This window comes from Haloterrigena salifodinae (genome assembly GCF_003977755.1).
Lineage (GTDB): Archaea > Halobacteriota > Halobacteria > Halobacteriales > Natrialbaceae > Haloterrigena > Haloterrigena salifodinae.
In genome coordinates, this window is record NZ_RQWN01000002.1 from 135,910 (window position 1) to 162,287 (window position 26,378).

The 26,378-nt window shown below is 66.1% G+C and carries 27 protein-coding genes; 16 read left to right on the plus strand and 11 right to left on the minus strand.

Annotation, left to right across the window (positions count from 1 at the left end; translation table 11 throughout):
- Nucleotides 1-16: 16 nt before the first annotated feature.
- From EH209_RS09445 to EH209_RS09455, 3 genes are all read left to right on the plus strand, one after another.
- Entirely contained in the window at nucleotides 17-268 is a 252-nt protein-coding gene (locus EH209_RS09445) for a hypothetical protein (protein WP_126662677.1), read from the plus strand.
- A 224-nt stretch (nucleotides 269-492) separates the two neighbouring features.
- Nucleotides 493-717, plus strand: coding sequence for a hypothetical protein (locus EH209_RS09450; RefSeq protein WP_126662678.1), 225 nt, complete (start codon nucleotides 493-495; stop codon nucleotides 715-717).
- A gap of 149 nt (nucleotides 718-866) precedes the next feature.
- Entirely contained in the window at nucleotides 867-1,220 is a 354-nt protein-coding gene (locus tag EH209_RS09455; protein WP_126662679.1) for a DUF7344 domain-containing protein, read from the plus strand.
- A 41-nt stretch (nucleotides 1,221-1,261) separates the two neighbouring features.
- Here EH209_RS09455 and EH209_RS09460 read toward each other — a convergent pair whose 3' ends face one another.
- Complete coding sequence (locus EH209_RS09460) at nucleotides 1,262-1,678, minus strand: thiol-disulfide oxidoreductase DCC family protein (protein WP_126662680.1); 417 nt, start codon at nucleotides 1,676-1,678, stop codon at nucleotides 1,262-1,264.
- A 76-nt stretch (nucleotides 1,679-1,754) separates the two neighbouring features.
- A complete protein-coding gene (locus EH209_RS09465; protein WP_164722025.1) occupies nucleotides 1,755-3,365 on the minus strand; it encodes a hypothetical protein in 1,611 nt (536 codons plus the stop codon).
- Between the two features lie 159 nt (nucleotides 3,366-3,524).
- Here EH209_RS09465 and gpmI point away from each other — a divergent pair, with 159 nt between their 5' ends.
- Complete coding sequence (gene gpmI, locus EH209_RS09470) at nucleotides 3,525-5,048, plus strand: 2,3-bisphosphoglycerate-independent phosphoglycerate mutase (protein ID WP_126662681.1); 1,524 nt, start codon at nucleotides 3,525-3,527, stop codon at nucleotides 5,046-5,048.
- A gap of 21 nt (nucleotides 5,049-5,069) precedes the next feature.
- Here gpmI and EH209_RS09475 read toward each other — a convergent pair whose 3' ends face one another.
- Nucleotides 5,070-6,593, minus strand: a complete 1,524-nt coding sequence (locus EH209_RS09475; RefSeq protein WP_126662682.1) for an NAD(P)H-dependent oxidoreductase — start codon at nucleotides 6,591-6,593, stop codon at nucleotides 5,070-5,072.
- Between the two features lie 188 nt (nucleotides 6,594-6,781).
- On the opposite strand from EH209_RS09475, the gene EH209_RS09480 reads away from it, so the two are divergent.
- From EH209_RS09480 to EH209_RS09500, 5 genes are all read left to right on the plus strand, one after another.
- Entirely contained in the window at nucleotides 6,782-7,192 is a 411-nt protein-coding gene (locus EH209_RS09480; protein ID WP_126662683.1) for a hypothetical protein, read from the plus strand.
- Between the two features lie 319 nt (nucleotides 7,193-7,511).
- Nucleotides 7,512-10,157 (plus strand): alkaline phosphatase PhoX, encoded by a 2,646-nt coding sequence (locus tag EH209_RS09485; protein ID WP_126662684.1) that lies wholly within the window; start codon nucleotides 7,512-7,514, stop codon nucleotides 10,155-10,157.
- A gap of 3 nt (nucleotides 10,158-10,160) precedes the next feature.
- Nucleotides 10,161-11,048 carry a hypothetical protein gene (locus EH209_RS09490; RefSeq protein ID WP_126662685.1) on the plus strand — a complete coding sequence of 296 codons (888 nt, stop codon included), beginning with the start codon at nucleotides 10,161-10,163 and terminating at the stop codon, nucleotides 11,046-11,048.
- Between the two features lie 102 nt (nucleotides 11,049-11,150).
- Nucleotides 11,151-12,437: an O-acetylhomoserine aminocarboxypropyltransferase/cysteine synthase family protein gene (locus EH209_RS09495; RefSeq protein ID WP_126662686.1), complete on the plus strand. Its 1,287-nt coding sequence runs from the start codon at nucleotides 11,151-11,153 to the stop codon at nucleotides 12,435-12,437.
- Nucleotides 12,438-12,597: 160 nt separating this feature from the next.
- Nucleotides 12,598-12,987: a DUF7522 family protein gene (locus tag EH209_RS09500; protein WP_126662687.1), complete on the plus strand. Its 390-nt coding sequence runs from the start codon at nucleotides 12,598-12,600 to the stop codon at nucleotides 12,985-12,987.
- Here the strand turns inward: EH209_RS09500 and EH209_RS09505 are convergent.
- On the minus strand, nucleotides 12,965-13,159 hold the full coding sequence (locus tag EH209_RS09505) for a hypothetical protein (RefSeq protein ID WP_126662688.1): 195 nt from the start codon (nucleotides 13,157-13,159) through the stop codon (nucleotides 12,965-12,967). The genes EH209_RS09500 and EH209_RS09505 overlap by 23 nt on opposite strands.
- 194 nt (nucleotides 13,160-13,353) lie before the next feature.
- On the opposite strand from EH209_RS09505, the gene EH209_RS09510 reads away from it, so the two are divergent.
- Nucleotides 13,354-13,893, plus strand: coding sequence for a DUF5813 family protein (locus EH209_RS09510; RefSeq protein WP_126662689.1), 540 nt, complete (start codon nucleotides 13,354-13,356; stop codon nucleotides 13,891-13,893).
- Nucleotides 13,894-14,352: 459 nt separating this feature from the next.
- Here EH209_RS09510 and EH209_RS09515 read toward each other — a convergent pair whose 3' ends face one another.
- The 3 genes from EH209_RS09515 to EH209_RS09525 all read right to left on the minus strand — a co-directional run bounded on the left by EH209_RS09515 (nucleotide 14,353) and on the right by EH209_RS09525 (nucleotide 15,770).
- Entirely contained in the window at nucleotides 14,353-14,583 is a 231-nt protein-coding gene (locus EH209_RS09515) for an Lrp/AsnC family transcriptional regulator (RefSeq protein ID WP_126662690.1), read from the minus strand.
- Entirely contained in the window at nucleotides 14,583-15,329 is a 747-nt protein-coding gene (locus EH209_RS09520; RefSeq protein ID WP_126662691.1) for a potassium channel family protein, read from the minus strand. The genes EH209_RS09515 and EH209_RS09520 overlap by 1 nt, the downstream gene beginning before the upstream one ends.
- Nucleotides 15,330-15,539: 210 nt before the next feature.
- Nucleotides 15,540-15,770 carry an Lrp/AsnC family transcriptional regulator gene (locus EH209_RS09525; RefSeq protein ID WP_126662692.1) on the minus strand — a complete coding sequence of 77 codons (231 nt, stop codon included), beginning with the start codon at nucleotides 15,768-15,770 and terminating at the stop codon, nucleotides 15,540-15,542.
- A gap of 277 nt (nucleotides 15,771-16,047) precedes the next feature.
- Between EH209_RS09525 and EH209_RS09530 the strand changes: the two genes are divergently transcribed.
- Entirely contained in the window at nucleotides 16,048-17,919 is a 1,872-nt protein-coding gene (locus EH209_RS09530; protein WP_126663565.1) for an SLC13 family permease, read from the plus strand.
- A 49-nt stretch (nucleotides 17,920-17,968) separates the two neighbouring features.
- Here EH209_RS09530 and tmk read toward each other — a convergent pair whose 3' ends face one another.
- Nucleotides 17,969-18,586, minus strand: coding sequence for a dTMP kinase (gene tmk, locus EH209_RS09535; protein WP_126662693.1), 618 nt, complete (start codon nucleotides 18,584-18,586; stop codon nucleotides 17,969-17,971).
- A gap of 99 nt (nucleotides 18,587-18,685) precedes the next feature.
- Between tmk and EH209_RS09540 the strand changes: the two genes are divergently transcribed.
- The 3 genes from EH209_RS09540 to cofC all read left to right on the plus strand — a co-directional run bounded on the left by EH209_RS09540 (nucleotide 18,686) and on the right by cofC (nucleotide 21,867).
- A complete protein-coding gene (locus EH209_RS09540) occupies nucleotides 18,686-19,606 on the plus strand; it encodes a complex I NDUFA9 subunit family protein (RefSeq protein WP_126662694.1) in 921 nt (306 codons plus the stop codon).
- Nucleotides 19,607-19,859: 253 nt separating this feature from the next.
- Complete coding sequence (locus EH209_RS09545; RefSeq protein ID WP_126662695.1) at nucleotides 19,860-21,038, plus strand: tubulin/FtsZ family protein; 1,179 nt, start codon at nucleotides 19,860-19,862, stop codon at nucleotides 21,036-21,038.
- Nucleotides 21,039-21,192: 154 nt separating this feature from the next.
- A complete protein-coding gene (cofC, locus tag EH209_RS09550; protein WP_126662696.1) occupies nucleotides 21,193-21,867 on the plus strand; it encodes a 2-phospho-L-lactate guanylyltransferase in 675 nt (224 codons plus the stop codon).
- A gap of 68 nt (nucleotides 21,868-21,935) precedes the next feature.
- On the opposite strand, the gene EH209_RS23985 is transcribed toward cofC, so the two are convergent.
- Complete coding sequence (locus EH209_RS23985; RefSeq protein ID WP_164722026.1) at nucleotides 21,936-22,094, minus strand: hypothetical protein; 159 nt, start codon at nucleotides 22,092-22,094, stop codon at nucleotides 21,936-21,938.
- A 156-nt stretch (nucleotides 22,095-22,250) separates the two neighbouring features.
- Here EH209_RS23985 and cofG point away from each other — a divergent pair, with 156 nt between their 5' ends.
- Nucleotides 22,251-23,432, plus strand: a complete 1,182-nt coding sequence (gene cofG, locus EH209_RS09555) for a 7,8-didemethyl-8-hydroxy-5-deazariboflavin synthase subunit CofG (protein ID WP_126662697.1) — start codon at nucleotides 22,251-22,253, stop codon at nucleotides 23,430-23,432.
- Nucleotides 23,433-23,490: 58 nt separating this feature from the next.
- Here cofG and EH209_RS09560 read toward each other — a convergent pair whose 3' ends face one another.
- Nucleotides 23,491-24,249, minus strand: coding sequence for an SDR family NAD(P)-dependent oxidoreductase (locus tag EH209_RS09560; protein ID WP_126662698.1), 759 nt, complete (start codon nucleotides 24,247-24,249; stop codon nucleotides 23,491-23,493).
- A 66-nt stretch (nucleotides 24,250-24,315) separates the two neighbouring features.
- Nucleotides 24,316-25,695, minus strand: a complete 1,380-nt coding sequence (gene cofH / locus EH209_RS09565) for a 7,8-didemethyl-8-hydroxy-5-deazariboflavin synthase subunit CofH (protein WP_126662699.1) — start codon at nucleotides 25,693-25,695, stop codon at nucleotides 24,316-24,318.
- Between the two features lie 270 nt (nucleotides 25,696-25,965).
- Here cofH and EH209_RS09570 point away from each other — a divergent pair, with 270 nt between their 5' ends.
- The gene (locus EH209_RS09570; protein WP_126662700.1) at nucleotides 25,966-26,256 is read left to right on the plus strand and encodes a hypothetical protein; all 291 of its coding nucleotides are present in this window, start codon (nucleotides 25,966-25,968) and stop codon (nucleotides 26,254-26,256) included.
- Nucleotides 26,257-26,378: the final 122 nt, after the last annotated feature.

Sequence of the window (26,378 nt, forward strand, 5' to 3'; positions counted from 1 at the left end):
GAATCCGGATATCCCGATGTCCAAGCGAGGTCTGGAAGCGGTCGACACCGACGAGGACCCGATCAACTGGCGCCAGGATGGCGCCGACGTGACGCTGTACGACGAGACGAACCGCGACGCCTGGATTCAGGTCACGTTCGAGGCCGGCGTCCCCCCGGAACGGCGTCTCTTTATGATCTGCGACGACTGCGGCGCCGTTTTCGCACAGCGAACCAAACCCGGCCACGGCACGGTCTGTGGCGACTGCGGCGCGACCTTCGACCACTGACGCGCCCCGTTACGACGCCGTCGTTGGAGGCTGCTGACTCGAGTCCGGTTCGGTAACGCGGGCCGCCGGACTAGCGTCGACCATCGATCGCTACAGAATTATCAAAACCAATTCATAATGGCGACGTGGTTATATTTACCGCTGTCTTCGGAACCCTGTGGAGGAACAGCGTTGCGCCGGCGCCCACCACTCGCCGCACGTGTCAGCCCTCCCGCTAAGATACCATGGCATCCGACAGCGGACCCTCCGACTCCGACGTAACTGCGGCCTTCGAACGCGATCTCGAGGCGCTCGTGACGACCGCTTTCGGCCGCGGAGCCGTCATCGACGGCGTCTGGGACGTTTCGTCGCCCGTTTCCGCCGCCCCCGAATGGACGATCACGATCGAGCGACGGGATCCCGATCCGGACTCCGATTCAGCCTTCGAACCGGAGTTCCTCGAAGACTGACCGGTAAAAGATCCTTCCGGATTCATTTCTAGTATAAGTCGATTACAACAAAGGTTATGTGGACCCCCTACACACTGACACGTGTACTCTGCTGAAGTCGGCCTGCGAGACCCGGTCGGGGAGAGAGCGTAGGTACAGTACGCCCCATTATGACGCCGAAAACACGAAATTCCCAGGGAGCCGAGATCGACGACGCGGACGTTTCCCCGACGCGACTGTTCAGGGCCTTCGCGGAGACGCGACGACAGTACGCGCTCACCTATCTTGCCCAGAAGCCGGCGGCGATCCATCTCGGCGATCTCGCCGAGTACATCGCGCTCAAAGAGGCCGCCCCGACGTACGACCAGTACCAGCGGATCCTCGTCGACCTGCACCACCAGCATCTCCCCCATCTCCAGGATGCGGGTCTCGTCCGATACGACGAGGCGGCCGAACGCCTCGAGCTGGCGGTCGATCGCGACGTGATCGCGCCGTACTTGGACCTCGTCGAAGCCGGACAGTAAGGTCGCCGATCCGATCGACGCCTCGACCTGGAGCCCCGCCCCTACTCGAGAAACCGGTCCCGAACGTTCCCGGTCGGCAGCATACACTGTTCTTTCTGCCCGAACAGCCGGTAGCGGTGGCGCGCGACGAGGTCGTACGCCCAGTCCCGAAGCCGGCGAGGGAAAAACCGGCACGGCCCGAGCAGTCGGTAAACGCCGCCCAGTCGCTGGCCGATCCGGATCACCGCGTCGGATTTGACGTACGTGTCGTCGCCCTCGAGCAACACGACCGAGTCGAGGTCGTGGTCGGCGAGGCCGTGCTCGGCCAGCAGCCGCTGGCCGACGTCGGACTGCAACGACGCGAAGTGAAACTGGCCCTCGGTATCCCGCGGAACGAGAAACTGTACGAATCCGTGACAGAGGTTGCAGACGCCGTCGAAGAGCACGATCGGATCCTCCTGCGGTACGTCCGTGGCCATCGTGATAGCTTCAGTTGGGAGCCCGACGTGTTCAGCATTCCGGTCGCACGCGGCCGCGGGTCCACAGCACCACGCCTCAGGTCGCCGAACACGCCGTTTCGACTCGAGTGACGTTCCCCGTCGTCGGTTCGCCCCCGTCGGGTTCGATCGATCGGTAGTGGTAGGTGACCTCGATCCGCTCGACGGGCGCGTCGAACTGGTCGGCGGCGCGGTCGCACATGTACGCTCCGAACCGGTCGGCCCGAGCCTCGTCCTCGTCCAAGGCGTTCATGTACTTGCGCCAGCGGAAGCTCGGAAGCGTGTCCGACGCCTCCGCCGGCGGTCCGTCCCGGACCGCCCCGTTTCGCAGGACGTCCATCTCCTCGCCGGACTCGAGGTCTGCCTCGACCACGTACCAGCCGTAGCTCGTCGACGGGTTCGGGGCGTACATCGTCCACTGGTTGTCGTCGGGATCGACGGCGTCGACCGGTCCGAACGCGTCCGCGTAGCCCAGCAATCCGACGGTCCAGAGGACGACGACGATCAATACGCCGCCGAGGAGGATTGTCCGGAGCTGGTGCCGGCGGTTCCTGACCTGCGACGGGAGCGCCGAACGGAGGCTGCGGGGCGGACCGAGCCGTGACGCGAGCGCGCCGATTCGCGTCCGCAGGCGCTCGAGCGGCCCGATTCGTTCACAGCACACCGCGCTGAGTGCCTCGAGGCGGTCCCAGACGAACGAGGGCAGGAACAGCACCAGCACCGCCGTCAGCACGGCGGGGAACAGCCCCACGGCCATGCTCAGCCCCAGCCCGGCGACGGCGCCGAGGAACGTCCCGACGTAGGCGGTCCGGAGCCGCCCGGTCAGCACCAGCAACAGCGGGGCGCCGACGACCATGGCCAGCCAGCCGTAGGTCCCGATCTCGAGGAGCACCGGGTAGTCGACGACGTAGTCGGCGGCCAGGATCGTCATGTGGTCCTGCCGGAGGGCGTACCCCAGCGCCTCGCCGGTGGTCCAGGTGTCGCCGAGTCGCTTGTGCTGGCCGTTGTTCGCGAAGAAGCCGACGACGTAGACGAGCACGGCTGCCGTCGCGGGCGTCACCACCTGATTCTCGGCTCTCGTTCTCGTTCCGTTCCCGGGTTCACGGTCCTGATGGTCGGCACCTTCCCGGTCGTCGCCGAGCGCGTCGACGGCCCACCGCCGCCCGAGCGGCAGGAACAGCCCCAGCAACAGCACCTCGCGCAATAGCCTGTCGGCGCCGTTGAGGACCAGCGGGTTGCGGAAGTGGACGGAGACGAGCAGGACCAGCGAGAGGCCGGTGACGAGCCGCGTTCGGTAGCCGACGATCAGCGCGAGCGCGAGCAGCGCCGCGAGGCCGAAGAGCACGGCCTGCACCCACGGCTCGCCCGAGAGCATGTGCAGCGAGTACCGGCCGGTCGAGTCCCCGACCGCGAGGCGCAACGCCCGCGGGTACGCGCCGGCGTCGGCGTAGAACGCGACCAGCTCCCGCGACCGGTGGAGGACGTCGAACAACAACGTACAGCCGAGGAGGATCCGAAACGCCGCCAGCGCGCGGGCGTCGATGCCGAATCGGCGATCGAGCGCGTCGCGGAGCCGAGCGCGGTCGGGCAGCGTCGTGAGGGAGAGACGACCGGTCATGATCGAGCGGTGGGACGCCGTCGTCGCGGCGACCCGATAGCTGCGCCACATTCTCTAGTTGCGTTGTATATACTTTCCGTCTGCCACTGGCGTCGGGTCGTCGATCCTCGAGCGGGTCCGGGTGCGAGAACGATCCGCAGTTCGGGACGCCCGTCCGCGAGGCTGCGAGACAACGACAGCTAGTTACGAGCGGCTGGCGACCCGTCGCACATGGACGCTGCGCTGATCATCCTCGATGGGTGGGGACTCGGCGACGGAACAAGCAGAGACGCCGTAGAAGCTGCCGACACGCCGAACTTCGATCGGCTCGCCGACGAGGGCGCGTACGGGACGCTCGAGGTCGCGGGCCGGCGCGTCGGCCTCCCCGACGGCCAGATGGGCAACAGCGAGGTCGGCCACCTCAATATCGGCGCCGGACGCGTGGTCCACCAGGAGTACACCCGAATCTCGGACTCCATCGCGGACGGCTCCTTCCGGGAGAACGACGCGATCAACACCGCGTTCGACAACGCCCGCGCAAACGACGGCAAAGTGCACTTCGTCGGCCTCGTCAGCGACGGCGGGGTCCACTCCGACCACGAGCACCTCCATGCGCTGATCGAATTGGCGGGCGACCACGACGTCGATGCCGTCACCCACGCGATCACGGACGGCCGGGACACCTCGCCGACCGGCGGCCGGGACTACCTCTCGACGCTCGAGGACGTCGTCGACGAGCACGGTACCGGCGACGTGGCGACGGTTACGGGCCGGTACTACGCGATGGACCGCGACCAGAACTGGGAGCGGACGAAGCGGACCTACGACGCGATGGTCAACCGCGAGGCCGATCACGAAGCCGAGACGGCCGTCGATGCGGTCGAGCAATCCTACGACCGCGACGTCACCGACGAGTTCGTCGAGCCGACCCTCGTTGCGGGCGGGCCGGCCCTCGAGGACGGCGACTCGGTCGTCTGGTTTAACTTCCGCTCGGACCGCGCGCGCCAGCTCACGCGAATGCTGGCCGACATCCGGTCCGAGGACTGGGCCGATCAGTTCGAAACCAGCCCGCCGGACGCGGAGGTCGTTATGCTGACCCAGTACGACAAGACGTTCGACCTCCCGGTCGCCTACCCGCCGAACCAGCCCGAGCAGGTGCTCGGCGAGGTGCTGGCCGACGCGGGCCGAACCCAGTTGCGGATCGCCGAATCCGAGAAGTACGCCCACGTCACCTATTTCCTCAATGGCGGCCGCGAGGTCGAGTTCGACGGCGAGATCCGCGAGATCGTCGAGAGCCCCGACGTGCCGACCTACGACCAGCAGCCGGAAATGAGCGCGCCCGAGGTGACCGACACCGCCGTCGATGTGACCGACTCCGACGACCCGGACGTGCTCGTGCTCAACTACGCAAACCCGGACATGGTCGGCCACACGGGCGACTACGAGGCCGCCATTGAGGCCGTCGAGGCCGTCGATTCCCAACTCGGCCGCCTCGCGGAGACGCTCCGGGACGCCGGCGCGCACGTCCTCGTCACCGCCGACCACGGCAACGCCGACGACATGGGCACCGAGGAGGATCCTCACACCGCGCACACGTACAATCTCGTCCCGCTCGTCTACGTCGCCGACGACGGAACCGACGGCGGACGGACCGTTCGGGAGGGCGGCACGCTCGCCGACATCGCGCCGACGATCCTCGAGTTGATCGACCTCGAGCAGCCCCCAGAGATGACCGGCGAGTCGCTGCTCGAGTAAGCGGGTCTCCGTTCTCTCGTCTCACAGCAGGTTCAACAGCGGGACGACGCCGAACCAGACCAGAAACGAAAGCGCGGCGGCCATCAGCCCGTCGATGCGAGCGGGCGTCGTTCGATCCCACAGCCGATCCCGCAGGAGCCAGCAGAGCCCGAGCGCGTGCGGGACGCTGAGGGCGATCAGCGGGTCGTAGGCGCCGCCGCCGACGTCGAACGCCACCCAGACGAGCGCCGCTAGACAGGCCAGGCCCGCGGTCGCCGTCGCCACCCTCGCGGCACCGTCGACGCCGAACCGAACCGCGATCGTCTCCTTGTCGGCGGCCCGGTCGGCCTCGCGGTCCGGCACGCCGGCCAGCGTGATCGACGGGAGCACTGATAGCAGGAACGGGATCGACAGCAGCCACGGGAGCGGGTCGGTCGCACTTCCCCCGAGCAGGACGTACCCGACCAGCAGAACCCCGGTGCTGTGGGTGACGGCCACGTCGAGTTCGCCCAGCGTCCGGTAGGATAGCTCGAGCGGCGGCAGCGTGTAGCCGAGCGCCAGCACGCCCAGCGTGGCCATGACGGCCGCCCCGGCCACGGGCGAGCCGGGACCGATCGCGAGCGCGGCTGCGCCGGTCCCGACGGCAAGCAGGAGCGCGACGGCGATCCCCCGTCTGAGGTCACTGAACTCGAGAACGCCGTCGACCAGCACCTGCGAGCCGCCGGTGAACGGGCCGGCGAACGCGTTTTCGCGGTCCGTCGGGTAATCGACGTACTCGTTCGACAGCACCGTCGCCGCCTCGAGGAAGAAGAGGAAGGCGAAGCCCAGCCAGTAGGCGGTCGACGAGCCGACGCCGCTCGACCCCGCGGCCGCCAGCGCGCCGATGCTGTAGGCCACCCACGCCATCGGGTAGAACTGCAGCCGCAGCGCCTTCAGCCACGCCGTCGCCCGCCGGCGGACGCGCGTCGACCGCGAATCGGGCCCGCTGGCGAGACTCTCGCCAAGTCGAGTCGCCTTCTCGAGCCACCCCCCGCGTTCCTCGGCGGTCGACTCCTCGACGGGGCCGAGATTGGTGATCCGCGTAGTCCGGATTCCCGCATAGCCGAGCGTCGCGCGCTTGACGGCGTTGTTGCCCGGCTGGCGGTAAATCCAGCGGTAGACCCACGGCGGCATGTCCATCGTGACGATCAGCTCGGCGGTTTTGTCGTCCAGTAGCCCCTCGTGTCCCGCGCCCTCTCCCTCGTCGTACTCGACGAACGCGAAGCCGGGCGTGAAGACCCGATCAAAGAAGCCCTTGAGCCGCGCCGGCATCGTCCCCCACCAGTTCGGGTAGACGAAGACGAGGTGGTCGGCCCACTCGATCGAGTCCCGGGCCTCCCGCAGGTCAGGCTCCAGTGGCTGGTCGGTCGGCGAGACCTCGCGAACGTCGGGATCGAACTCGCAATCGGCGACGACGAGCTTCCGCACCTCGAGACCGGCCTCGAGCGCCCCGTCGCGGTAGGCGTCGGCCAGCGCGCCACAGAGGCTGTCGGTTCGGGGGTGCCCGAGGACGATCAGGACGTTCATCCGGAGTCGTTGACGGTCGTAACGACGACGGCGGCCTAAAAAGCGCGGCCTGAGGCCGGCGGACGATCGCGGGGAAACCCGAGACCGACCGCGCCGGTATCCCAGTAGCCCTACCGACCGCTCACGAGCGGACAATAGTCCTCATATCAACGTTCAATACTGTTTCAGCCTCGAATGGATCCACGGAAATGTCCACGTCCGACCCCGCCCCCGAAACAGCCGATCGGGTCGTCGAGGAGTACGTTCTCGACGTCCGTATCGTCGACGACGACACCGACGAGCGCTACCGGTTCGAAGCGCCCGAACACACCGATATCGCCTTCGACAGTCTCACGGATGCCCGCCTGTACGCCGACGTCTACTTCGACGTGAACGGCTTCGTCGAGGAGGGTACCGGCGAGCGCGGCGTCCCGCCGGAGGTCGTCCAGGCGGGCAAGGACACTCTCGCCGCCTACCTCATGACGCTGCCGTGGGCCGACCGTGACTGGGTCGCCTCCTTCTTCGGATCGACGCCGACGGAGATCGAGCGCTACCTCACGTGGGTCCGTGACCGTGCCGACGAGGTCCGGACCGAAGTGAAGACGCACGGTCTCGACTGACGACCGCTCGGATCGCCGCTGCCGTTCGACACCCTTGTTCCCTTTTCTTCGGCAGTTCCGCCGTCCGCTGCCGGAGCTGTGCTGACGCCGTGATCGGCGCGTTCCTGTCTCGAATTACTCGACCCACGCCCCGTCGGGTCTTCGACTCGTCCCGCGACGCCGGGTCGGCTATGTACTCTCCCTCCCGTCTGCGTATCAATCAATAGACGTCAGAGTGCTATGTTCGGTATCTTTCCGTTAATTTCGATTTGTTATCTACAATATCTCACTTCCATCTATTATAAATTCTCATTACTTCCTCGAATATTGATTCTACTGCATGGTCGAATTTACCAGGCGGAATCTGATGGCATCGTCGGCGGCAGCGGCAGTCGGCGCGGGGACAGTTGGTCTCGTGGGGGCGGACGAGGATCCCGAGGAACACGACACGCTCGAGGCGCCGTACGTCAAGGGGAACATCGATCGGTTTTCGACGACGGCCTTCGGCGCTGAAGTAACGGGACCATTCGTCTTCGATACGGGGGAACTCCTTTACAGTCTCCAAGGCCCGCACGATGACAACCTCGAGCCCTTCAACGCGGGCGGGGTCGGCATCTTCGACGACTTCCGGTTCACGTTCAACGGCAAGAACGACGAGTTCGACGAGCTCGAGCCGCCGCGAACGGACCGCGAGGAACAGCAGGTCCTCTCGGCGGCCGGCGAGTACCGGCTGCTCGTCCAGACGGGCGACGAGATCAACGGCGGGACCGAGCGGTTCGGCCACCCGCAGACGCCGGACGGGCAGGAACTCGTCGACGTTTCCGAGGACGGGTACGACGGTATCGGCGACCAGGCCGACATGAACTTCTTCGTCTCGACGGACGAGGAGGGGCTTGAAGGCTACCTCTTCACCAACAACGAGATCCGACCGGGCGGAATCACGCGAACGCCCCTCTACCGGGACGAGGACGGCTACCTGCAGGCCGATCTCGAGAACGCGATGGAACTCGAGAACACCGAACCGTTCCGCGAGATTGGCGGGACGAAGGTCAACTGTTACGGCGACCTGAGTCCGTGGGAGACGCCATTGTCGGCTGAAGAGGAGTACGGCCATCCGCGCGTCAACGGGCTCGCGACGGTTAGCGATATCGTCGAGCAGGGGAGCGGCGTCGGTCTCCGCGGCGGCAGCGAGTTCTGGAATCGACCCAACATTCTCGAGGTCGACTCCTCGCTCCAGGAGCTATTCGGCGACGAGCACGAGTACCCGATGGGGCTGCACAACAACCGGAACACCGAGAAACACGCCTATCACCTCGGCGTCGAGCCGATCGATCAGAACGAGGTCGAGGGCGAGGATGGGCTCGAGACCGCGAACACGCCCCGTCCCATCGGCGACGAGGCGTTCCCGAACCGCTACCGCTACGGTAAGATCGTCGAGGTCACCGAGCCGACCGCCGACGTGCCGACCCCGGTCAAGCACCATGTCTTCGGTCGCGCCGCGTGGGAGTGCCCCGAGGTGTTGCCCGACGAACGGACGGTCTATCTCGCCTCCGACGGCGGTGCGAAGGGCATCTACAAGTTCGTCGCCGAGAAGCCGATTTCGGAGTGCGACGACCGGATGGACGTCCGCGGCACGCTGTACGCCATGAATGCAACCGAGGTCAGCGAGGGACCGGTCGCCGAGACTGATCTCGACATCGAGTGGCTCCCGCTCGGAACGGCGAGCAACGCCGAAGTCGAGGCCTGGATCAGCGACTACGACGACGTCACGCAGGTCGACTACCTCGAGACCCACGCCGAGACCGACTGGGCCGACGACCTCGACCAGGCACTGATGGAAGCGGACGAGGAGGTCGCCATCAACGGCAACCAGGATTACATCACCGACGAGGAGATCGTCGAGTGGGCTGAGCAGTACGAGGAACGCGGCCCCGACGGCGTCGACGAGGATCTGCGTCGCGTCCCCTTCCTCGAGACCCGCGCGGCCGCCAAGGAGATCGGCGCCAGCATCGAGTTCAACAAGGCCGAAGGGATCGACGCCCACGACGAGGCCGAACCCGGCGACTTCATCTACTTCGGCATCTCCTCGCTCGGCGGCTCCATGGCCGACGAGCACGGCGAGCTTCGGTTCGACGAGGTCCAGACCGGCGTCCTCTACCGGGCCGAACTCGAGGAGGATTACAACGTCTCCCGACTCGAACCGGTTGTCGTCGGCCCGAACGAGAGCGATCCCACGTCGATCCTCGACGAGTCGCTGATCAACGTCGACAACGTGATGGTCATGGACGACGGTCGAGTCATCCTCTGTGAGGACAAAGGTACCTTCGGTCGCACGTACGAGAACGACGCGCTGTGGGTCTACGAGCCGCCGGCGGTCCTGCGCGCCGACTCGGTCGCCGTCAGCCACGGCGCGACCGGCGAGGTCGACCTGACGCTCTCGTCGATCCCCGACGGCCTCGCAGGCGGTCGCGTCACCGTCTCTGTAGAGCACGCCGACGTCGCTGAGATCACCGACGCCAGCTACCACGACGCGCTCGAACTGACCTCGGGGCCGTCGATCGACGGTGACGGCTCGAGCGTCGAGTTCCGCTTTGCCGACCTCGAAGACGAGATCGGCGCGACGCTGGACGACGTCACGCTCGCGACGCTCGAACTCGAGGGCGTCGGGACCGGGACGACCGATATTACGATCGAGGTCCACTCGCTGGACGACGACGACGGGATGGCGATCGACACCCAGCCTCGCCCGGGCGTCGTGGTCGTTGGTCCGTCGCCGGTCGGCGAGGGCCGCGCTCCGACGGACCTCGACGGCGACGGACTCTTCGAGGACGTCAACGGCAATGGCCGACTCGACTACCAGGACGTTACCCTGCTGTTCGAGAACCTCGAGGGTGACGCCGTCCAGCTCAACGAGGCGGCGTTCGACTTCAACGACAACGGTCGCATCGACTACGACGACGTCGTCGCCCTCTACGACGAACTATAACTGATGGTATATGACGCCGACACGTCGATGTCCGGAACCGAATCGCGCCGTCGAGTACGGGACCGCTCGGCTCTCCGCAGGCGCGCGTTCCGAGCGCTCGCCGTCGCACTCGTGATTGCGACGGTCCTCGGAACGGTCGCGCTCGGTTCGGCCGGCGCCGCGACGACGCCCGCCGAGGAGCCGCCGACGACCGAACCGAGTCCGGCGATGACCGACGGGGCCGCATCGGCCGACAGTGCCGCACCGGCCAACGGCGCCTCGAGCGGCGATGAGCCCGCGCTGGTCGTCTCCGACACGACGGTCGAGCCCGATTCGACCGGGAGTCTCCGCGTCTCGCTGACCGACGCCCCCGACGGACTCGCCGGGTTCAAGATCGCACTTGCCGTCGACGACGGCGACGTCGCGACCGTCACGAACGCCAGCTACCCGGATCACTTCGGGCTGACGACCGACCCCGCCGTGGGCGCCGACGGGGAGACCATCACCGTCGAAGCCGCCGACCTCGACGACGCGGTCACGGCCGGCGATGCGAACGTCACGCTGGCGATGATCGACGTGGCCGGCGCCGACGCCAGTCAAACGGACCTGCGCGTTACGTCGATGCAGGTCGACAACGACGACGGCGGCGCCGTCGACCCGTCGCTCGAGGCGGGAACGCTGACCGTCGGCGACGACGCCGGTATCGAGGACTCGGATCCCAACGGCTCCGAATCCGGCGGTAACGACTCCGAACCCGGCGGCAACGACTCCGAATCCGACGACGACGGCTCCCCGTCAGACGACGGGGCGGACGGCGACGGCTCGGACGACGGGATGCCCGGCTTCGCCGCCGGCTCCGCGCTCGCCGCGATCGCCGTCCTCGTGGCCGCCGTGCTCGCGCAACTCCACTAACCACTCCAACTCGGTTCGTTTTTTCGCTGCGCGGCTCGTGCGTCGGAATCCCGAACATGATCGTCTCCCAGTTTTACCTTCACGGCTGCCAATGGGTCGGGTATGGGAGACACTCCTGACGAGAACAAGTTCGCCACGAACAGCGTCCACGCCGGCCAGGTAGCCGATCCGACGACGGGTGCCCGAGCGCCGCCGCTGTATCAGACCACCTCCTACGAGTTCGAGGACACCGAGCACGCCGCCGCCCTGTTCGGCTTAGAGGAGACCGGAAACATCTACTCGCGGATCATGAACCCGACGAACGCGATGCTCGAGGAGCGCATCGCGACGCTCGAGGGCGGCGTCGGCGCGCTCGCCACGTCGTCGGGGATGGCCGCGTTCGACCTCGCGACGTTCATCCTCGCGGACGTCGGCGACAACATCGTCTCCTCGTCGTCGCTGTACGGCGGCACGTACACCTACCTCACCCACACCGTCGCGAAGCGGGGTATCGAGACGAACTTCGTCGACACCCTCGATTACGAGGCGTACGCAGAGGCGATCGACGACGACACCGCGTTCGTCCACCTCGAGACGATCGGTAATCCGGCGCTCGTGACGCCGGATATCGAGCGCATCGCGGACATCGCCCACGACCACGACGTGCCCCTGTTCGTCGACAACACGTTCGCGACGCCGTACCTGTGCCGCCCGCTCGAGCACGGCGCCGACCTCGTCTGGAACTCCACGACCAAGTGGCTCCACGGCGCGGGATCGACGGTCGGCGGCGTACTGGTCGACGGCGGCTCCTTCCCGTGGCCGGAGGGCGACTATCCCGAGATTACGGAGCCGAATCCCGCGTACCACGGCGTGAACTTCTTCGAGACGTTCGGCGAGGCGGCCTTCTCGGTCGTCGCGCGGACTCGCGGGCTGCGCGATCTGGGCAACCAGCAGTCGCCGTTCGACGCCTGGGTCACCCTCCAGAAACTCGAGTCGCTGCCGCTGCGGATGGAGAAACACTGCAAGAACGCGATGGCCGTCGCGGAGTACCTCGAGGACCATCCGAAGGTCTCCTGGGTTAACTACCCCGGCCTCGAGAGCCACGAGACCCACGAGAACGCCCGGGAGTACTTGGAGGGCGGCTACGGCGGGATGATCACGTTCGGCCTCGAGGACGGGTACGACGCCGCAGAAACGGTCTGTAACGAGGTCGACCTGACGAGTTTGCTGGCGAATGTCGGCGACGCGAAGACCCTGATCATCCACCCCGCGAGCACGACCCACCAGCAGCTCACCGAGGAGGAGAAACTGGCCAGCGGCGTCACCGACGACCTCGTGCGACTCTCGATTGGCATCGAGGACGTCGACGACGTGATCGCGGATCTCGATCGGGCGATCGACGCGATCTGATCGCTCGCCGTCGTCGCGTCAGTGACGGCGCTCGAGGACAGAACGACGTTTGGTAGTAGAACAGCGTTCGACGGTGAAACAGCGCTCGGCGGTGAACGCCGTTTTCAGCGAGTCGAACCAGCCCCTTGTCGTTAAGGTCACCCGGTTCGATTTATCCGGTATGCCTACCGGGTTGCTCACGGACGAGGCTGCGGAACAGATCGTCACCACCTGTCGGACGGCGATCGGCGACAGCCTCCGTTCTGTCACCTACTTTACGCGCGACGACTTCGAGCAGGTGTACCTGCGCGAGGACTTAGAGCGCGACGCCGATCTGTCGACCTTTATCGGCCACGAGTGGCGCGGCTTCAAGACGGCCCAGACGGCCTACGACAACTCCGAACTCGGCGACTACAACTACACCATTCGCGTCTTCGACAACGGCTTTCTCGTCAGAGTAACCAGCGACAGCGACGGGATCTTCGTCACGACCGACGGACTCACCGTCAAGGATTTCGAAGAAGTCGCGACGGCGATCAACGTGTTCCTCAACGATCGCGAGATCGAGTAGCGGGTTCCTCGTCGGGCGATCGGTCGGCATCCCGTTCGCGATGATCGCTGTCGTTCTTCTCCTCGGTCCGACTCGAGGGCGTTCCGATCGGCAGCCCGGAGCCGAGTTCCCCGTCGATGCCGAGGAGGCGTGCGAACCGGCGGCGTTCGGCGGCGTGTCTATCGAGACTCATGCCGTCGAAAAACGGCAATATCCGTTGTAGTAATGCATGTCATTTATCGTGGAAACGGCTGATTACGTTCGTGAAACAATCCCGCCGCACTCGGGCGATTACCTGCCTGTAACGGTCCCATTCAATAGTCAACGACCGTGACAGACTGCGCGACAGCGTAACACCCTTTTCGCTCACCGCCGTTCGAAGGAACGATGACCGATCTTCCCGATCCCGTCGCCCGCGAACTCGAGTCCCACGACGCATTCGTCCCGCGCGAGGACGGCGCCGGATACGACCTCGAGACGACCGTCTTCGACGCCACCGTCACCGCCGACGACGCCGAGGGGAAACGGGACGGCGAGTTTCACATCACCGTCACCCTCCCGACGCTCGACGCCGCCGTCGCCGACGAGACCGTCGCCTCGGTCGTCGAGGACGGCTGGTTTGAAACCCTAGAGCGCCGTCTCGAGGACACCTTCACAGTGGCCCACACGAGCACCCACGAGGGCCCCGCCGTCGACCGCAGCGCCGCCACTGTTACCGTCACACTCGAGTACATCGCCTGGGACGCCGCAGAGGGCGTCGAAGACGCCAAGGCCCTCATCGAGTTCGTCGAGGGGACGTTCGCCCAGGGGATCATCCCCGGCTACGAGTACCAGGGCGCGGCCGCGACGCTGCTCGAGAACGCCCAGAACCGCGGCCAGCAGGCCGCAGACAGTAATGATGGGAGCAGCGGCGGAATGCCCCTATAGAACGAAGTTTTGCGCTGCGTGCGGTCGCGTAGGACCACACTCGGCAAAAATTCGATTAAAAGCACTCCTCCCTCCGTTTCGGCCTCTTCGAGGCCTCCACATCGGTCGTCGGCCCGCTCGCTCGGCCTTCGGCCTCGCTCGCGGTCAATGACAGGGGGACGGCCTGCCCTTCCCCGGGTCGCGCGACTCTCACATCTGCTCGAGTCGCGCTTCCGGCCATCTTCGTAGTTTGGGAACTTCGAACGAACGATCGGGATGATACCCGGAGACCATTTCACCGGCGTAGCATCAGCGAGCGAGCGGTTCGAAGAACCCGAGCGATGCTGTTCACCGAGCGCTTCGCGCTCGGGCCGACGACTGACATGGAACGAACGAAGTGAGTGAAATGGAAGGAGGAGTGCTTTTCATCCAAGTTTTGCCGAGGGCCAGCTTGCTGGCCCGCAGCGCAAAAGTTGGGTTCTAGTCCATTGCGATGTACGTCTGGGTGTTCTCGACGCCGTCGATACCCTGGATCTTGGTGGCCGCGATTTCCTTTACGGCGGCGGGAGTTTCGACCTGCGCTTTGGCGATGATGTCGACGTCGCCGGCGACGATGTAGGCCGACTGAACGCCGTCGATCGTCTCGATGCTGTCTTGGAGTCGATCCGCCTCGCCCGTGTTCGCCTTGATCATGATGAATGCCGTAACCATCAGTTGACACCTCCGGTATCAGTCTCCGACGACAGGTCCGTCGCCGCGGAACTCGAGCCCGTCCCCGCGTTCGTGGCCGCCTGGGCCGCCGATTCGCCGACCAGGAGCTGGCGGACCTCGCTCAGGACGTCGAAGTCCGCGAGGACGATGAGCCGGTCGCCGTCCTCGAGCGAGAGGTCCGCGTCGGGGAGCCCGAGGTCCCGGCCGCGCTTGCCGAACGCGAGGACGGTCGCGTCGGCGGGGAGTTGCAGTTCGCTGATCGTGTAGCCGTTGACGGGGGCCGCGTCGGTGATCGTGAGTTCGACGACCTGCAGGTGGGGGGCGATGTCCGCGATCGCGCGGATCGTGCCGCCCAGCAGGGCGTTTTTCGCGCCGATCGCGCCGAGGCGCTCCGGGTAGATCACCTCGTCGACCTGATCGGCGTACTTGCGGTAGATCCCCTCGCGGTAGGCCTCGTCGATGCGCATGATCGTCCGACAGTCGTAGTGTTTGGCGATCATGCAGGCAGTGAAGTTGACGTTCAGATCGCCCGTCAGCGCGCCCAACGCGTCGGCGTCGCGGATGCCGGCGTCCTCGAGGATGTCCTCACGAGAGCCGTCGCCCTCGACGACGGGGAACTCCTGGTCGCGAGCGCGGCGAACTCTCGCCTCGTCGCGTTCGATCATCGTTACCTCGTGGCCCTCGTCGCGCAAGACGCGCGCCGTGCGCAGGCCGACCCGTCCTGCCCCGATAATCACGAACCGCATGAACAGGGGTACGCTCGCCCCCGTGAATAAGTTTGTCCCCGAGTACCATGGTAGTTGTTCGATAGCCGCAACCGCGGGACTACGCGTTCGTCACTCTGGCTCGGGCAATCGACCGCGGCGAGCGATGGTCGGAGACGGCACGCCCCCGTACGGAAACGGGCTGTCGTCCTGCCGGGTTCGAGTCGCCGTCGCGCGGCTCGGCCGCTCGTCTCACCCCATCGCGATGTACGTTTTCGTGTCGCTGACGCCGCCGAGTCCCTGAACGCTCGAGGAAACGGTCTCGAGAACATCGTAGACCTCCTGGCCGTCGACCTCCGCGATGATGTCGTAGTTGCCGGCGACGATGTGGGCGTCGATCACCGACTCGAGGCCCCTGATCTCCGCGAGTAGCCCCTCGGACTCTCCGGCGGCCGTCTTCACCATGATGAACGCGTGGACCATCGATAGTGTGGTACTCTATGGCACGACTAAAGCCTTTGCCCGACGCCGACTCGAGCTTCCTTTGCACCCGATGGACGGCGAACGCGCGGTCGGCGCCGGAGATGAAGACGCAATGACGGGAGGCAGCCGCCGTCGCTCGATTCGCACCTCCGAATCGGGAGCTTCAAGCGGGGTCGGTCGAGAGTCAGGGACGTCAACCGTGTTCGGTCAGGTTCTCCACAGCGACGGCGTCGTTGGACTGCCCGCTCAGACCGGCGGGCTCGGGGTGACGCCCGAGATGGTGGTCGTGTTCGGGATCATTCTACTTGCGCTCGTCCTCTTCGTTACCGAACTGCTGCCGATCGACGTGACCGCGATCCTCGTCATGGTGCTGTTGATGGTACTCGGCGCCGATGGCGTGGTGAACTTCACGCAGATCTCGACCGCGGAGGGAACCTCCGGGTTCTCGAACTCGGCGACGATCACCGTGCTGGCGATGTTGATCCTCAGTTCGGGGATCAGCCGCACCGGCGTCGTCCAGATCGTCGGTCGGAAGATGTCGGCGTTCGCGGGTGAGGATCTCGACAAACAACTGCTCGCGACGATCGGCGTCAGTGGTCCTATCTCCGGGTTCATCAACAACACACCGGTCGTCGCCATCCTCGTCCCGGTCGTCTCGGACATCGCTCACAAGGGGAAGACGTCGCCCTCGAAACTCCTGATTCCGCTCTCCTACGCGTCGATGTTCGGCGGGATGCTCACCCTCATCGGGACCTCGACGAACATCCTCGCGAGCGACGTCTCCGCGCGCCTGCTCGACCACCCGTTCTCGATGTTCGAGTTCACCAAGCTCGGCATTATCGTGCTGCTCGTCGGCAGCGCCTATCTCATGACCGTCGGCCACCGACTGTTGCCCGAGCGCGTCCCCGTCGAGGAGGACTACGTTCAGGAGTACGCGATCGAGGAGTACCTGACCGAGGTCGTCGTCAACGACGACTCGCCGATTGTCGGGACGACCGTCGAGGAAGCCATCGATCACGTCGAGTTCGACGCCGACATCCTGCAGGTCGTCCGCAACGACGAGGAGTTCATCGAACCCATCGGCCAGAAGACGATCCGAGCCGGCGATCTGCTCCGGTTGCGCGCCGACCGCGACACCGTCCGGCAGTTCGTCGACCGGGAGACGCTCACACTCTCGGGCAGCCCCGAGACCGCCGCCGAGTTAGAGCCCGACGAAGTACCGGATCGGACCCTCGTCGAAGTGGTCGTCCCGCGCGGCTCGTTTCTCGTCGGCGAGTCCCTCGAGAGTTCGACGTTTCGACAGCGCTACGACGCGACCGTTCTGGCGTTCCGCAGTCGGGGCGAGACGGTTCGCGAGGACATGGACGAGCGCCGGATCCGCGTCGGCGACACGCTGCTGGTCCAGGCGGCGCCGGACAGCGTCGATCGTCTCTCGAAGAACGACGACTTCATCGTCGCACACGAACCCGAGGAACCGGACTACCGGAGCGAGAAGATCCCGCACGCGGTCGCGATCATGGCCGGCGTCGTCGGCTTCGTCGCCGTTCCCTGGGGGGCGGTCGGCGCCGCCCTCGCCGGCGCAACCGGCGTCGCGGCGTTCGAGGTGATGTCGGCCCTTTCGCTCCCGATTCTCGTGACCGCGCTCGCGGGCGTCGTGGCGATGGTCGCGACGGGCGTCCTCAAGCCGACCGAGATCTACGACGCCGTCGAGTGGGACGTGATCTTCCTGCTCGCCGGCATCATCCCCCTCGGGATGGCCTTAGAGCAAACCGGGGGTGCGGATCTGCTCGGGAGTCTCGTCGCCGCGACGGGCGCCTATCTGCCGGTTCTCGGCGTCCTCTGGGTGTTCTACCTCGCGACCGGGCTCATAACGGGGGTCATCTCCAACAACGCGAGCGTCGTGTTGATGCTTCCCGTCGCCGTCGAGACCGCGAATCAGATCGGTGCGAACCCCTTCGCGTTCGTACTCGCGGTGACCTTCGCGGCCTCGACGGCGTTTCTCACGCCCGTCGGCTACCAGACGAATCTCTTCGTCTACGGTCCGGGCGGCTACAAGTTCACCGACTTCGTCCGCGTCGGCGCGCCGCTGCAGTTGCTGCTCTCGGTGGTGACGGTGCTCGGCATCGAATTCTTCTGGGGCGTCGCCTGATGCGGGCTCGTCCGGTTCCGGACCGACTGATACGGCCGGAACCGCTGGCTTAGAGCGACTCGAGGTCCGAATCCTCGAGCGCCGATTCGAGCGTGGACAATACCGCTTCGAGAACCGCGTCCGGCTCCTGGGTCGCGTCGACGCGGACGAATCGATCGGGCTCGCGCTCGAGAAGTCGCTCGTAGTTATCGCGGACCGACTCGAGGTAGTCAGCGCGTTCGAACTTGTTCGTCGCGCCCGCGCGTTCGGCGGCCGTCTCGGGATCGACGTCGAGGTAGATCGTCAGGTCCGGCGGGATCGAGAACGGTTCGTGGACGTCGACGACGTACTCGAGCGGGTCGTCGACGGCGAGGCGGTCGGACGCCTCGAGGGTCGCCCCCTGATAGGCGAACCGGGAGTCGGAGTACCGATCGGAGATCACGAGGTCGTCCCGCTCGAGGGCGGGTTCGATCACCCGCGAGAGGTGGTCGGCGTGGTCGGCCGTGTAGAGGAACAGTTCCGCCAGGGAGTCGGCATCGTCGTCGCCGATCGAGCGGTAGACCGCGTCGCCGTACCAGGAGTCGTTCGTGGGCTCCCGCGTGAAGACCGCGTCCGGATAGCGCTCCTGTAGCGTCTCCCAGACCGTCGTCTTGCCGCTCCCGTCCAGTCCCTCGAGCGTGACCAGCATACGTCCACGTCGTCGGGTGGGCTATTACAATCCATCGAGACCGACCGCCAAACCACGGAGGCGATCAATTATTTATCGCTGCGGCGTCATCTTTCGGGCATGAAGATCCTCGTCGCCGGCGGTACCGGTTTCATCGGCACGCCCCTCTGTACGGAGCTCCACGAGCGGGGTCACGAGGTGACGGCGCTGTCTCGCGATCCCAGCAACGCCGATCTTCCCGCAGGCGTCGATCGGGTCGCGGGCGACATCAGTGCTTACGACTCGATCGCCGAGACGGTCGCGGGTCACGACGCCGTCGTCAACCTCGTCTCGCTCTCGCCGCTGTACCAGCCTCCCGACGAGGACGCCCACGAGCGGGTTCACCTCGGGGGCACGGCGAATCTCGTCCGGGCGGCCGAAGACGGCGGCGTCAATCGATTCCTCCAGATGAGCGGGCTCGGGGCCGATCCGGACGCCGACACCGAGTTCCTCCGCACCAAGGGTGCTGCCGAGGACGTCGTCACCGAGTCGCGGCTCGCGTGGACCATCGTCCGTCCCTCCGTCGTGTTCGGTGACGACGCCGAGTTCCTCGAGTTCACGAAACAGTTGACGACGCCGTACGTGACGGGGCTTCCCGGCGGCGGAAAGACGCGGTTCCAGCCGATCTGGGTCGGCGATCTGGTTCCGATGCTCGCCGATGTCCTTGACGACGATACCCACGTCGGCGAGACCTACGAGATCGCCGGTCCCCAGATCGTCACGCTCGCGGACGCGACCGAACTGTCCTACGCGGCTGAGGGGAAATCCGTCTCCATCGTCTCGATCCCCATGTCGCTGGCGAAATTCGGACTCTCCGCGATCGATCCCGTCCCGTTCCTCCCGTTCGGCGCGGATCAGGCCCGGTCGCTCGAGATAAACAACACCGTCGTCACCAACGACGTCTCCGCGTTCGGCGTCTCCGAGGACGAACTGACAACGCTCGGGTCGTATCTCGGCGTCGACGCGGCCGGCCGACGGCAGGCGTCCCGACCGTCGCCGTGATCCGCGCCCGAGCCGAGATCGCCGTCCGGCGATTGCCCCCCTGATTTACGGCTGGACCAGTCGGCCCAAACATTTAATATAAAACACAGTCGCTTCATCGCTCACGATGCGTTTCTCTCGTGAAAACTCGCAGTCGAGACCGACGCCTGCTTGCGATTTTCGCGAACCCCGAAGAAGAAGAGAAATTCAGCTCAACAAAAGACTTATGTCCTTAATCACTCTGTACCAATTCAACGGAGCCCCCTGACAAACTATGAAGCTGGCGATGATCGGATTCGGACAGGCTGGTGGCAAGATCGTCGATCGATTCCTCGATTACGACGATCGGACGGGTAGCGGAATCGTCCGCGCGGCGATTGCCGTTAACTCCGCGAAAGCGGACCTCATGGGCCTGAAGAATATACCACAGGAGAATCGAGTACTCATCGGCCAGGCCCGGGTAAAGGGCCACGGCGTGGGTGCAGACAACGAGCTCGGCGCGGAAGTCGCCGAGGAAGACATCGACGAGGTGCAAAACGCCATCGACGCGATTCCGACCCACGAGGTCGACGCGTTTCTGGTTGTCGCCGGGATGGGCGGCGGAACCGGATCCGGCGGCGCCCCGGTGCTCGCGAAACATCTCAAGCGAATCTACACGATCCCCGTCTACGGACTCGGCGTCCTGCCGGGTACGGACGAAGGCGGCATCTACACGCTCAACGCGGCCCGTTCGTTCCAGACGTTCGTCCGCGAGGTGGACAACCTCATGGTCTTCGACAATGACTCGTGGCGACAGACGGGCGAGTCCGTCGAAGGCGGCTACGAGCAGATCAACGAGGAGATTGTCCGGCGATTCGGCATCCTCTTCGGCGCCGGCGAGGTCGGCGACGGCCAGGAGGTGGCCGAATCCGTGGTCGACTCCTCCGAGATCATTAACACGCTCTCGGGCGGGGGCGTCTCCACGGTCGGCTTCGCCAGCGAAGAAGTCGACCTGAACACCGGCGGAGGCCTGCTCTCCCGGTTTACCGGCGACGGCGGCGGCGACGACAATCTCGACGCCGCGAACACGACCAACCGCATCACGAGCCTCGTCCGCAAGGCCGCACTCGGACGGCTGACGCTGCCCTGCGAGATCGAAGGCACCGAGCGAGCGCTGCTCGTACTCGCCGGCCCCTCGGAGTATCTCAACCGGAAAGGCATTGAACGCGGGCGGAAGTGGCTCGAAGAGGAAACCGGCAGCATGGAAGTCCGCGGCGGCGACTACCCCCGCGAGGAGCCGGAGGTCGCCGCGGCGATCCTGCTCTCGGGCGTGACGAACGTTCCCCGGATCAAGCGCCTCCAGCAGGTCGCCATCGAGGCCCAGGACAACATCGACGACATCCAGCAGGAAAGCGAGGAGAACTTAGAGGAACTCGTCGAGGACGACGAGGACGAACTCGAGCCGCTGTTCTAGGCTCGCTTTTCTTTCGACACTCGACGGCGCCAGCGATCGCACTCGTGTCGGGGGGCACGACGGGGGACACTGGCCCCGTCGGCGCGCTCGACCCGAGCCGGACTCGAGCCCGAGTTCGACGTGCTTTTGCCTCCGTCCGGCCTAGCGACCGTCGATGCAGGTCGTCGTCCCGTTCGCCGCGACGGAGCCGAAGACCCGGCTCGCCGACGTCCTCACGCCCCCGGAGCGGTCGGCGTTCGCGCGCGCCATGCTCGCGGACGTTCTGACCGCGGTCGTCGAGGCGGGCCACGAGCCGATGGTCCTCGCGACGGCGCCGCTCGACCCCGCGACGCTCGACCTCGAGGCCGACGTCCGGGACGCGGTTGCGGTCGCGGTCGACGAACGGCCGCTCACCGAAGCGGTCAACGCGCGGCTGCCCGAGCGCGGTGACGATGACCCCGTGGCCGTCGTCATGGCCGATCTCGCGCTGACGACCGCCGTCGCGCTCGAGGCGCTGTTCGCCGTCGCGGCCGACGTCGCGGTCGTCCCGGGTCGGGGCGCCGGGACGAACGCGCTCGTCGTCGACCACCCCGAGTTTCGCGTCGACTACCACGGCGCGTCCTACCTCGATCACCGCGAGATCGCCCGCGACGTCGGGGCGACCCTCGAGACGGTCGATTCGTTCCGGCTGGGGACCGACGTCGACGAGCCCGCGGACCTCGTCGAGGTGCTCGTCCACGGGACCGAGACCGACCGCGCGCCCGCCCGGCTCCGCGAGTTCGGGTTCGAACTCGAGCGAACCGACGGCCGCGTGACCGTCGCACGACTCGAAGAATCCTGTCCAGAGTAACGCAGTCGACGGACGGCGTTGCTACTCGGTGACGGATAACACTCGAAAATAGACGACCGAGACGGCCGTCACTCGGTCGTCGGCTCGGTTTCGGGACGGAACCGCGCACGGATCCGATCCGAGTACGCGCTGAGGCCGAGCCCCGAGATAAACGTCAGGAGGCTGGGAACGAGGATCCACAGGAGGTCGGGATGTTCTGTACCGGTGTGAAGTGCGATATCGAGCATACGGATCTCCCTTTGCTGGACCACTGACGTAATACAATCGATTGCCGCCCTTCTCGCCGCCTGCAACTGCGATCGGTCGACGCCTCTACCCTCGCCGGCTCGGTGAGCCGTCCGGAAGTGAAGAGCTTATGTATCGAGCGCCGGGATTCGGAGGTAATGTTCCCCGGGGCGAGCGAGTACGGCGTCGACATCGCGGTCGACGACGCGGCGGTCGAGGACCTCCTCGAGGTCACGCCCGCCGACGTCGACGCGCCGCCCGCGCTGACCTTCTCGCGAAACGTCTTCGTGCCGCTGACGACGGCCTGCCGCTACACCTGTACCTACTGCACGTACTTCGATCCACCCGGACAGGCCTCGCTGCTCTCGCTCGAGGAGGTCCGCGAGATCTGCCAGCGGGGGGCCGACGCGGGCTGTACCGAGGCGCTGTTCACCTTCGGCGACGACCCCGACGACCGCTACACCGAGATCCACGCGCAACTCGAGGAGTGGGGCCACGACTCGATTCACGGCTACCTGCGCGAGGCCTGCGAGGTCGCCCTCGAGGAGGGGCTGCTTCCCCACGCCAATCCGGGCGATCAGACCCGCGAGCAGATGGCCGAAGTGGCGGACGTCAACGCCAGCATGGGTGTGATGCTCGAGACGACCACCGAGGTTCAGGCCCACGGCGGCCCGCGCAGCAAGGAACCGGGCCAGCGCCTGCGAACGATCGAGAACGCCGGGAAACTCGACGTCGCCTTCACGACCGGCATCCTCGTGGGGATCGGCGAATCGTGGCGCGACCGAGCCGAGAGCCTGCTCGCGATCCGCGAACTGCACGAGCGCTACGACCACATCCAGGAAGTGATCGTCCAGCCCGTCGTCGACAACGAGCGCTGGTCGGAGGGCTCGCCCGACCTCGCGACGATGCGCCACGTGACGGCGATGGCTCGCGTCGCCCTCCCCGAGGAGATCTCGGTTCAGGTGCCGCCGAACCTCGCGCCCGCAAAGGAACTGATCGACTGCGGCGTCGACGATCTGGGCGGGGTCTCGCCCGTGACGGACGACCACATCAACCCCGAGTACGAGTGGCCCGCCCTACGCGAACTCGAGGAGATCGCCGACTCGGCGGAGCTGCCGCTGGGGGAGCGACTCCCGGTCTACGAGCGGTTCCTGCCCGAGGAGCTTCGAACCGACGAGTTCGACGGCGTCGCCGCCGACGGGACCGCGGGCGCCGCGGGCGACCGCGATCCGAACGCCGATCGCGAGTGGATCTCGCCGACGATCCGCGACGCCCTCGCGGCCGACGACGAGGCCGGACGGCGGTATCGGGCGGTGCTCAAGTCGGCCGTCGGCCGCTGATTGTCGCCGCGGCGAACGCCGCGCCGACGCTCGAGAGCGATTCGACGCCGAATCCCGGTTACGAACAGGAGAAGCCGCCGTCGACGACCAGCGCCTGGCCGGTGATCCAGTCGGCCTCGTCGCTCGCCAGGAACAGCATCGCGTTGGCGATGTCCTCGGGTCTCCCGAGGCGCTTGAGCGGATAGTAGCGAGCCATCTCTTCCTTGGCGGTCTCCCACTCAGCCTCAGTGCGGTTCTTCCGGGGCATCGCCGTATCCGTCACGCCCGGACAGACCGCGTTCGCCCGGACGCCGGCCGGGCCGACCTCCGCCGCGACCGTCCGCGTGAAGTTGACGACCGCGCCCTTCGACAGCGAGTAGGCGCCGAGTTCCGGCGCGCCGATGACGCCCGCCAGCGACGCGGTGTTGACGATCGCGCCCGACCCCTGCTCCTTGAAGTGCGGAATCGCGGCGTGACAGCCGTTCCAGACGCCCTTGACGTTGACGTCGATGACCCGATCGCGCTCGCTCTCGTCGATCTCCTCGATCTTCGTGCGCTGGTGGCTCACGCCCGCGTTGTTGACCACGATATCGAGGCCGAACTCCTCGACCGCCTCGTCGACGGTCGCGTGGACCGCGTCCGCGTCGCGGACGTCTAGTTCGACGGCGGCTCCGTCCTGGCCTGCTTCTTCCACTTGATCAACTGTCTCCTCGGCGCTCTCGAGGTCGATATCGGCGGCGACGATCGTCGCTCCCTCCTCGGCGAACCGCGTCGCCGCTTCGCGGCCGAGGCCGGATCCCGCGCCCGTGATAAATGCCGTCTTGTTATCGAGTCGCATACGGGCGCCACACCGAGACGGAAAATAAGTGCTGTGCCGCGCGCAGTCGGCGGTCGAGTCGTCGACTCAGTCGTCGGCCGGTAGCGCCCGCTCGGCGCGTTCGTCCGCGGTGAGCAGTGGCGTGCCGTCGGCCTTCGGCCCGAGTTGCGGACCGAACGGCGGGTCCTCGGGGTCGATGACCCGTCGCGTCTCGTAATCGGTCGATCGCTCGACCGGGACGCGGCCGATCGAGGTGATCATCTCGACGTAGTCCTCGAACGAGCGGAACTCGCCGTGCTCGCCGCCGGCGCGGGTCGTGATCTCCTCGGAGAGGATCGTTCCCATGTAGTCGTCGGCGCCGCAGGAGAGCATCTTCAGCCCCTGTTCGTCGCCGTACTTGACCCACGAGGACTGGACGTGGTCGACGTTGTCGAGGAAGAGCCGCGAGACGGCGATCATCAGTTCGTCCTCGTCGATGCTCGCGCCGCTCGAGACCACGTCGTGTTCGAACAGCGGCGTGTTCTGGTGGATAAAGGAGAGGGGGACGAACTCGGTGATGTTCCCCGTCCGGTCCTGCAGATCGCGGATCCGTTTCAGGTGCAGGGCGCGGTGGGCTTCGTTCTCGACGTGGCCGTACATGATCGTCGCCGTCATTCCGAGGCCGACGTTGGCGGCGGCCTCCATCGCCTCGAGCCACTCCTCGGTGCCGATCTTGCCGGGACAGATGACGTCGCGAACCTCCTCGACGAGAATCTCGGCGGCCGTCCCGGGAACGGTGTCGAGGCCGGCGTCTTTCAGCCGTCGGAAGACCTCCTCGTAGGACCAGTCGGTCCCGCGGCGGGCGTGGTAGGCCTCTTCGGGGGTCATCGAGTGGACGTGGACGCCGTCGACGCTCATCGCCGCGATCTGGTCGGTGTAGGTGCCGGGGCTCGTGTCGTAGCGTTCGGGCGGCTTGTAGTTGATCTCCTTGGGCTCGGGGTGGGCCTCGAGGATCTCGCGGTGTTCCGCGTCGAGCGCGAATGCGGGGTGGAGACCGGAGACCGAAGTGACCTCGTAGATGCCTCGATCGACGGCGTCGGCGACGATTTCACGGGACTCGTCGGGCGTCTTCGTGAAGCCGGCGGTCTCGACCTCGGCGTCGCTCTCGAAGGTGTGGGCGGCGTCCTTGAAGTTACAGAACAGACAGCCCACGTTGCAGGCGGTCGTGACGTTGTTGTTCAGGTTGGCGACGAAGGTAACCTCCTCGCCGACGACCTCGGCGCGCCGGCGGTCGGCGGCCTCGAGGACTCGCTCCTTGCGCCGCTGGTCGATGCCCTCGCTGTCGGTGCCAGTCGTGAACAGCTCGATGGCGTCGTCGACGGTGAGCCGGTCGCCGTCGCGGGCTTTTTCGAGTGCGTTCTCGAAGGACTGGTCGGTCTGGGGGACGTGGTCGAACGTGAGGTCGGCCTCGGTCACCGGTCGCTCCATCGGCGTATGAATGCCGGTACAGTGAGAAAAACATGATGGATTCGCGAATCGGTGGGAATTCGAACCGGCGCTCGCGTCGTTTCGCTACCACCGGGAGTCGAGTCGATCGTCATCGGCTGCCGCGAGCCGGGTACTCACGTCGTTTCGTTCAGCGTCGAGCCGGAAGCCATTCCGTCCTGACTCTGTGTCCTTCGATATCGCCGCTTCGTCGACCCCCAATCCGTCGAACGCAGGTCGCGTTCTTATCGGCGGCGACCGCGAAGGGCGCCCATGAGCTCACGGACACCGACGGAGTGCGTCGAACTCGCCCTCGACGACGGCGCCGACGAGGAGCGCCGCGCCGGTGCGATTCGCGAACTGAAAACGGCGAACGAGTGCGACGAACTCGCGGCGCTCGCCCGCACGGAGCGCATCGCCGATCGGTACCGGCGACAGGCGCTCGAGGCGCTGGCGACGTCCCAGTGCGATTCGGCCCTTCGCGGCCTCGTCGAGGAGGAGGGCCTCGAGGAACCGCTCCAGCAGACGGCAACAGAGTTGCTCGCGACCGTCGACGGTGACTGAGCGGACCCTCGACTCCCGCTCCGGACGCCGGTTTGAAACCGCAGCGTCATCGACCGCGGATCTCCTGCCCGATACTGAAACCTTCTTAGGGGCCGACCACGGCAACTGGGATATGAACTGCG

Bases quoted from the DNA above. Each gene is read 5' to 3' on its own strand.
- EH209_RS09485 (WP_126662684.1), top strand. From the start codon at position 7,512: ATGGTCGAATTTACCAGGCGGAATCTGATGGCATCGTCGGCGGCAGCG.
- EH209_RS09560 (WP_126662698.1), bottom strand. From the start codon at position 24,249: ATGCGACTCGATAACAAGACGGCATTTATCACGGGCGCGGGATCCGGC.
- EH209_RS09525 (WP_126662692.1), bottom strand. From the start codon at position 15,770: ATGGTCCACGCGTTCATCATGGTGAAGACGGCCGCCGGAGAGTCCGAG.
- EH209_RS09495 (WP_126662686.1), top strand. From the start codon at position 11,151: ATGGGAGACACTCCTGACGAGAACAAGTTCGCCACGAACAGCGTCCAC.
- cofC (WP_126662696.1), top strand. From the start codon at position 21,193: ATGCAGGTCGTCGTCCCGTTCGCCGCGACGGAGCCGAAGACCCGGCTC.
- tmk (WP_126662693.1), bottom strand. From the start codon at position 18,586: ATGCTGGTCACGCTCGAGGGACTGGACGGGAGCGGCAAGACGACGGTC.
- EH209_RS09540 (WP_126662694.1), top strand. From the start codon at position 18,686: ATGAAGATCCTCGTCGCCGGCGGTACCGGTTTCATCGGCACGCCCCTC.
- EH209_RS09505 (WP_126662688.1), bottom strand. From the start codon at position 13,159: ATGAGTCTCGATAGACACGCCGCCGAACGCCGCCGGTTCGCACGCCTC.
- EH209_RS09515 (WP_126662690.1), bottom strand. From the start codon at position 14,583: ATGGTTACGGCATTCATCATGATCAAGGCGAACACGGGCGAGGCGGAT.
- cofH (WP_126662699.1), bottom strand. From the start codon at position 25,695: ATGGAGCGACCGGTGACCGAGGCCGACCTCACGTTCGACCACGTCCCC.
- EH209_RS09450 (WP_126662678.1), top strand. From the start codon at position 493: ATGGCATCCGACAGCGGACCCTCCGACTCCGACGTAACTGCGGCCTTC.
- EH209_RS23985 (WP_164722026.1), bottom strand. From the start codon at position 22,094: ATGCTCGATATCGCACTTCACACCGGTACAGAACATCCCGACCTCCTG.
- EH209_RS09460 (WP_126662680.1), bottom strand. From the start codon at position 1,678: ATGGCCACGGACGTACCGCAGGAGGATCCGATCGTGCTCTTCGACGGC.
- gpmI (WP_126662681.1), top strand. From the start codon at position 3,525: ATGGACGCTGCGCTGATCATCCTCGATGGGTGGGGACTCGGCGACGGA.
- EH209_RS09465 (WP_164722025.1), bottom strand. From the start codon at position 3,365: ATGTGGCGCAGCTATCGGGTCGCCGCGACGACGGCGTCCCACCGCTCG.
- EH209_RS09455 (WP_126662679.1), top strand. From the start codon at position 867: ATGACGCCGAAAACACGAAATTCCCAGGGAGCCGAGATCGACGACGCG.
- cofG (WP_126662697.1), top strand. From the start codon at position 22,251: ATGTTCCCCGGGGCGAGCGAGTACGGCGTCGACATCGCGGTCGACGAC.
- EH209_RS09445 (WP_126662677.1), top strand. From the start codon at position 17: ATGTCCAAGCGAGGTCTGGAAGCGGTCGACACCGACGAGGACCCGATC.
- EH209_RS09545 (WP_126662695.1), top strand. From the start codon at position 19,860: ATGAAGCTGGCGATGATCGGATTCGGACAGGCTGGTGGCAAGATCGTC.
- EH209_RS09570 (WP_126662700.1), top strand. From the start codon at position 25,966: ATGAGCTCACGGACACCGACGGAGTGCGTCGAACTCGCCCTCGACGAC.
- EH209_RS09500 (WP_126662687.1), top strand. From the start codon at position 12,598: ATGCCTACCGGGTTGCTCACGGACGAGGCTGCGGAACAGATCGTCACC.
- EH209_RS09520 (WP_126662691.1), bottom strand. From the start codon at position 15,329: ATGCGGTTCGTGATTATCGGGGCAGGACGGGTCGGCCTGCGCACGGCG.
- EH209_RS09530 (WP_126663565.1), top strand. From the start codon at position 16,048: ATGGTGGTCGTGTTCGGGATCATTCTACTTGCGCTCGTCCTCTTCGTT.
- EH209_RS09475 (WP_126662682.1), bottom strand. From the start codon at position 6,593: ATGAACGTCCTGATCGTCCTCGGGCACCCCCGAACCGACAGCCTCTGT.
- EH209_RS09510 (WP_126662689.1), top strand. From the start codon at position 13,354: ATGACCGATCTTCCCGATCCCGTCGCCCGCGAACTCGAGTCCCACGAC.
- EH209_RS09480 (WP_126662683.1), top strand. From the start codon at position 6,782: ATGTCCACGTCCGACCCCGCCCCCGAAACAGCCGATCGGGTCGTCGAG.
- EH209_RS09490 (WP_126662685.1), top strand. From the start codon at position 10,161: ATGGTATATGACGCCGACACGTCGATGTCCGGAACCGAATCGCGCCGT.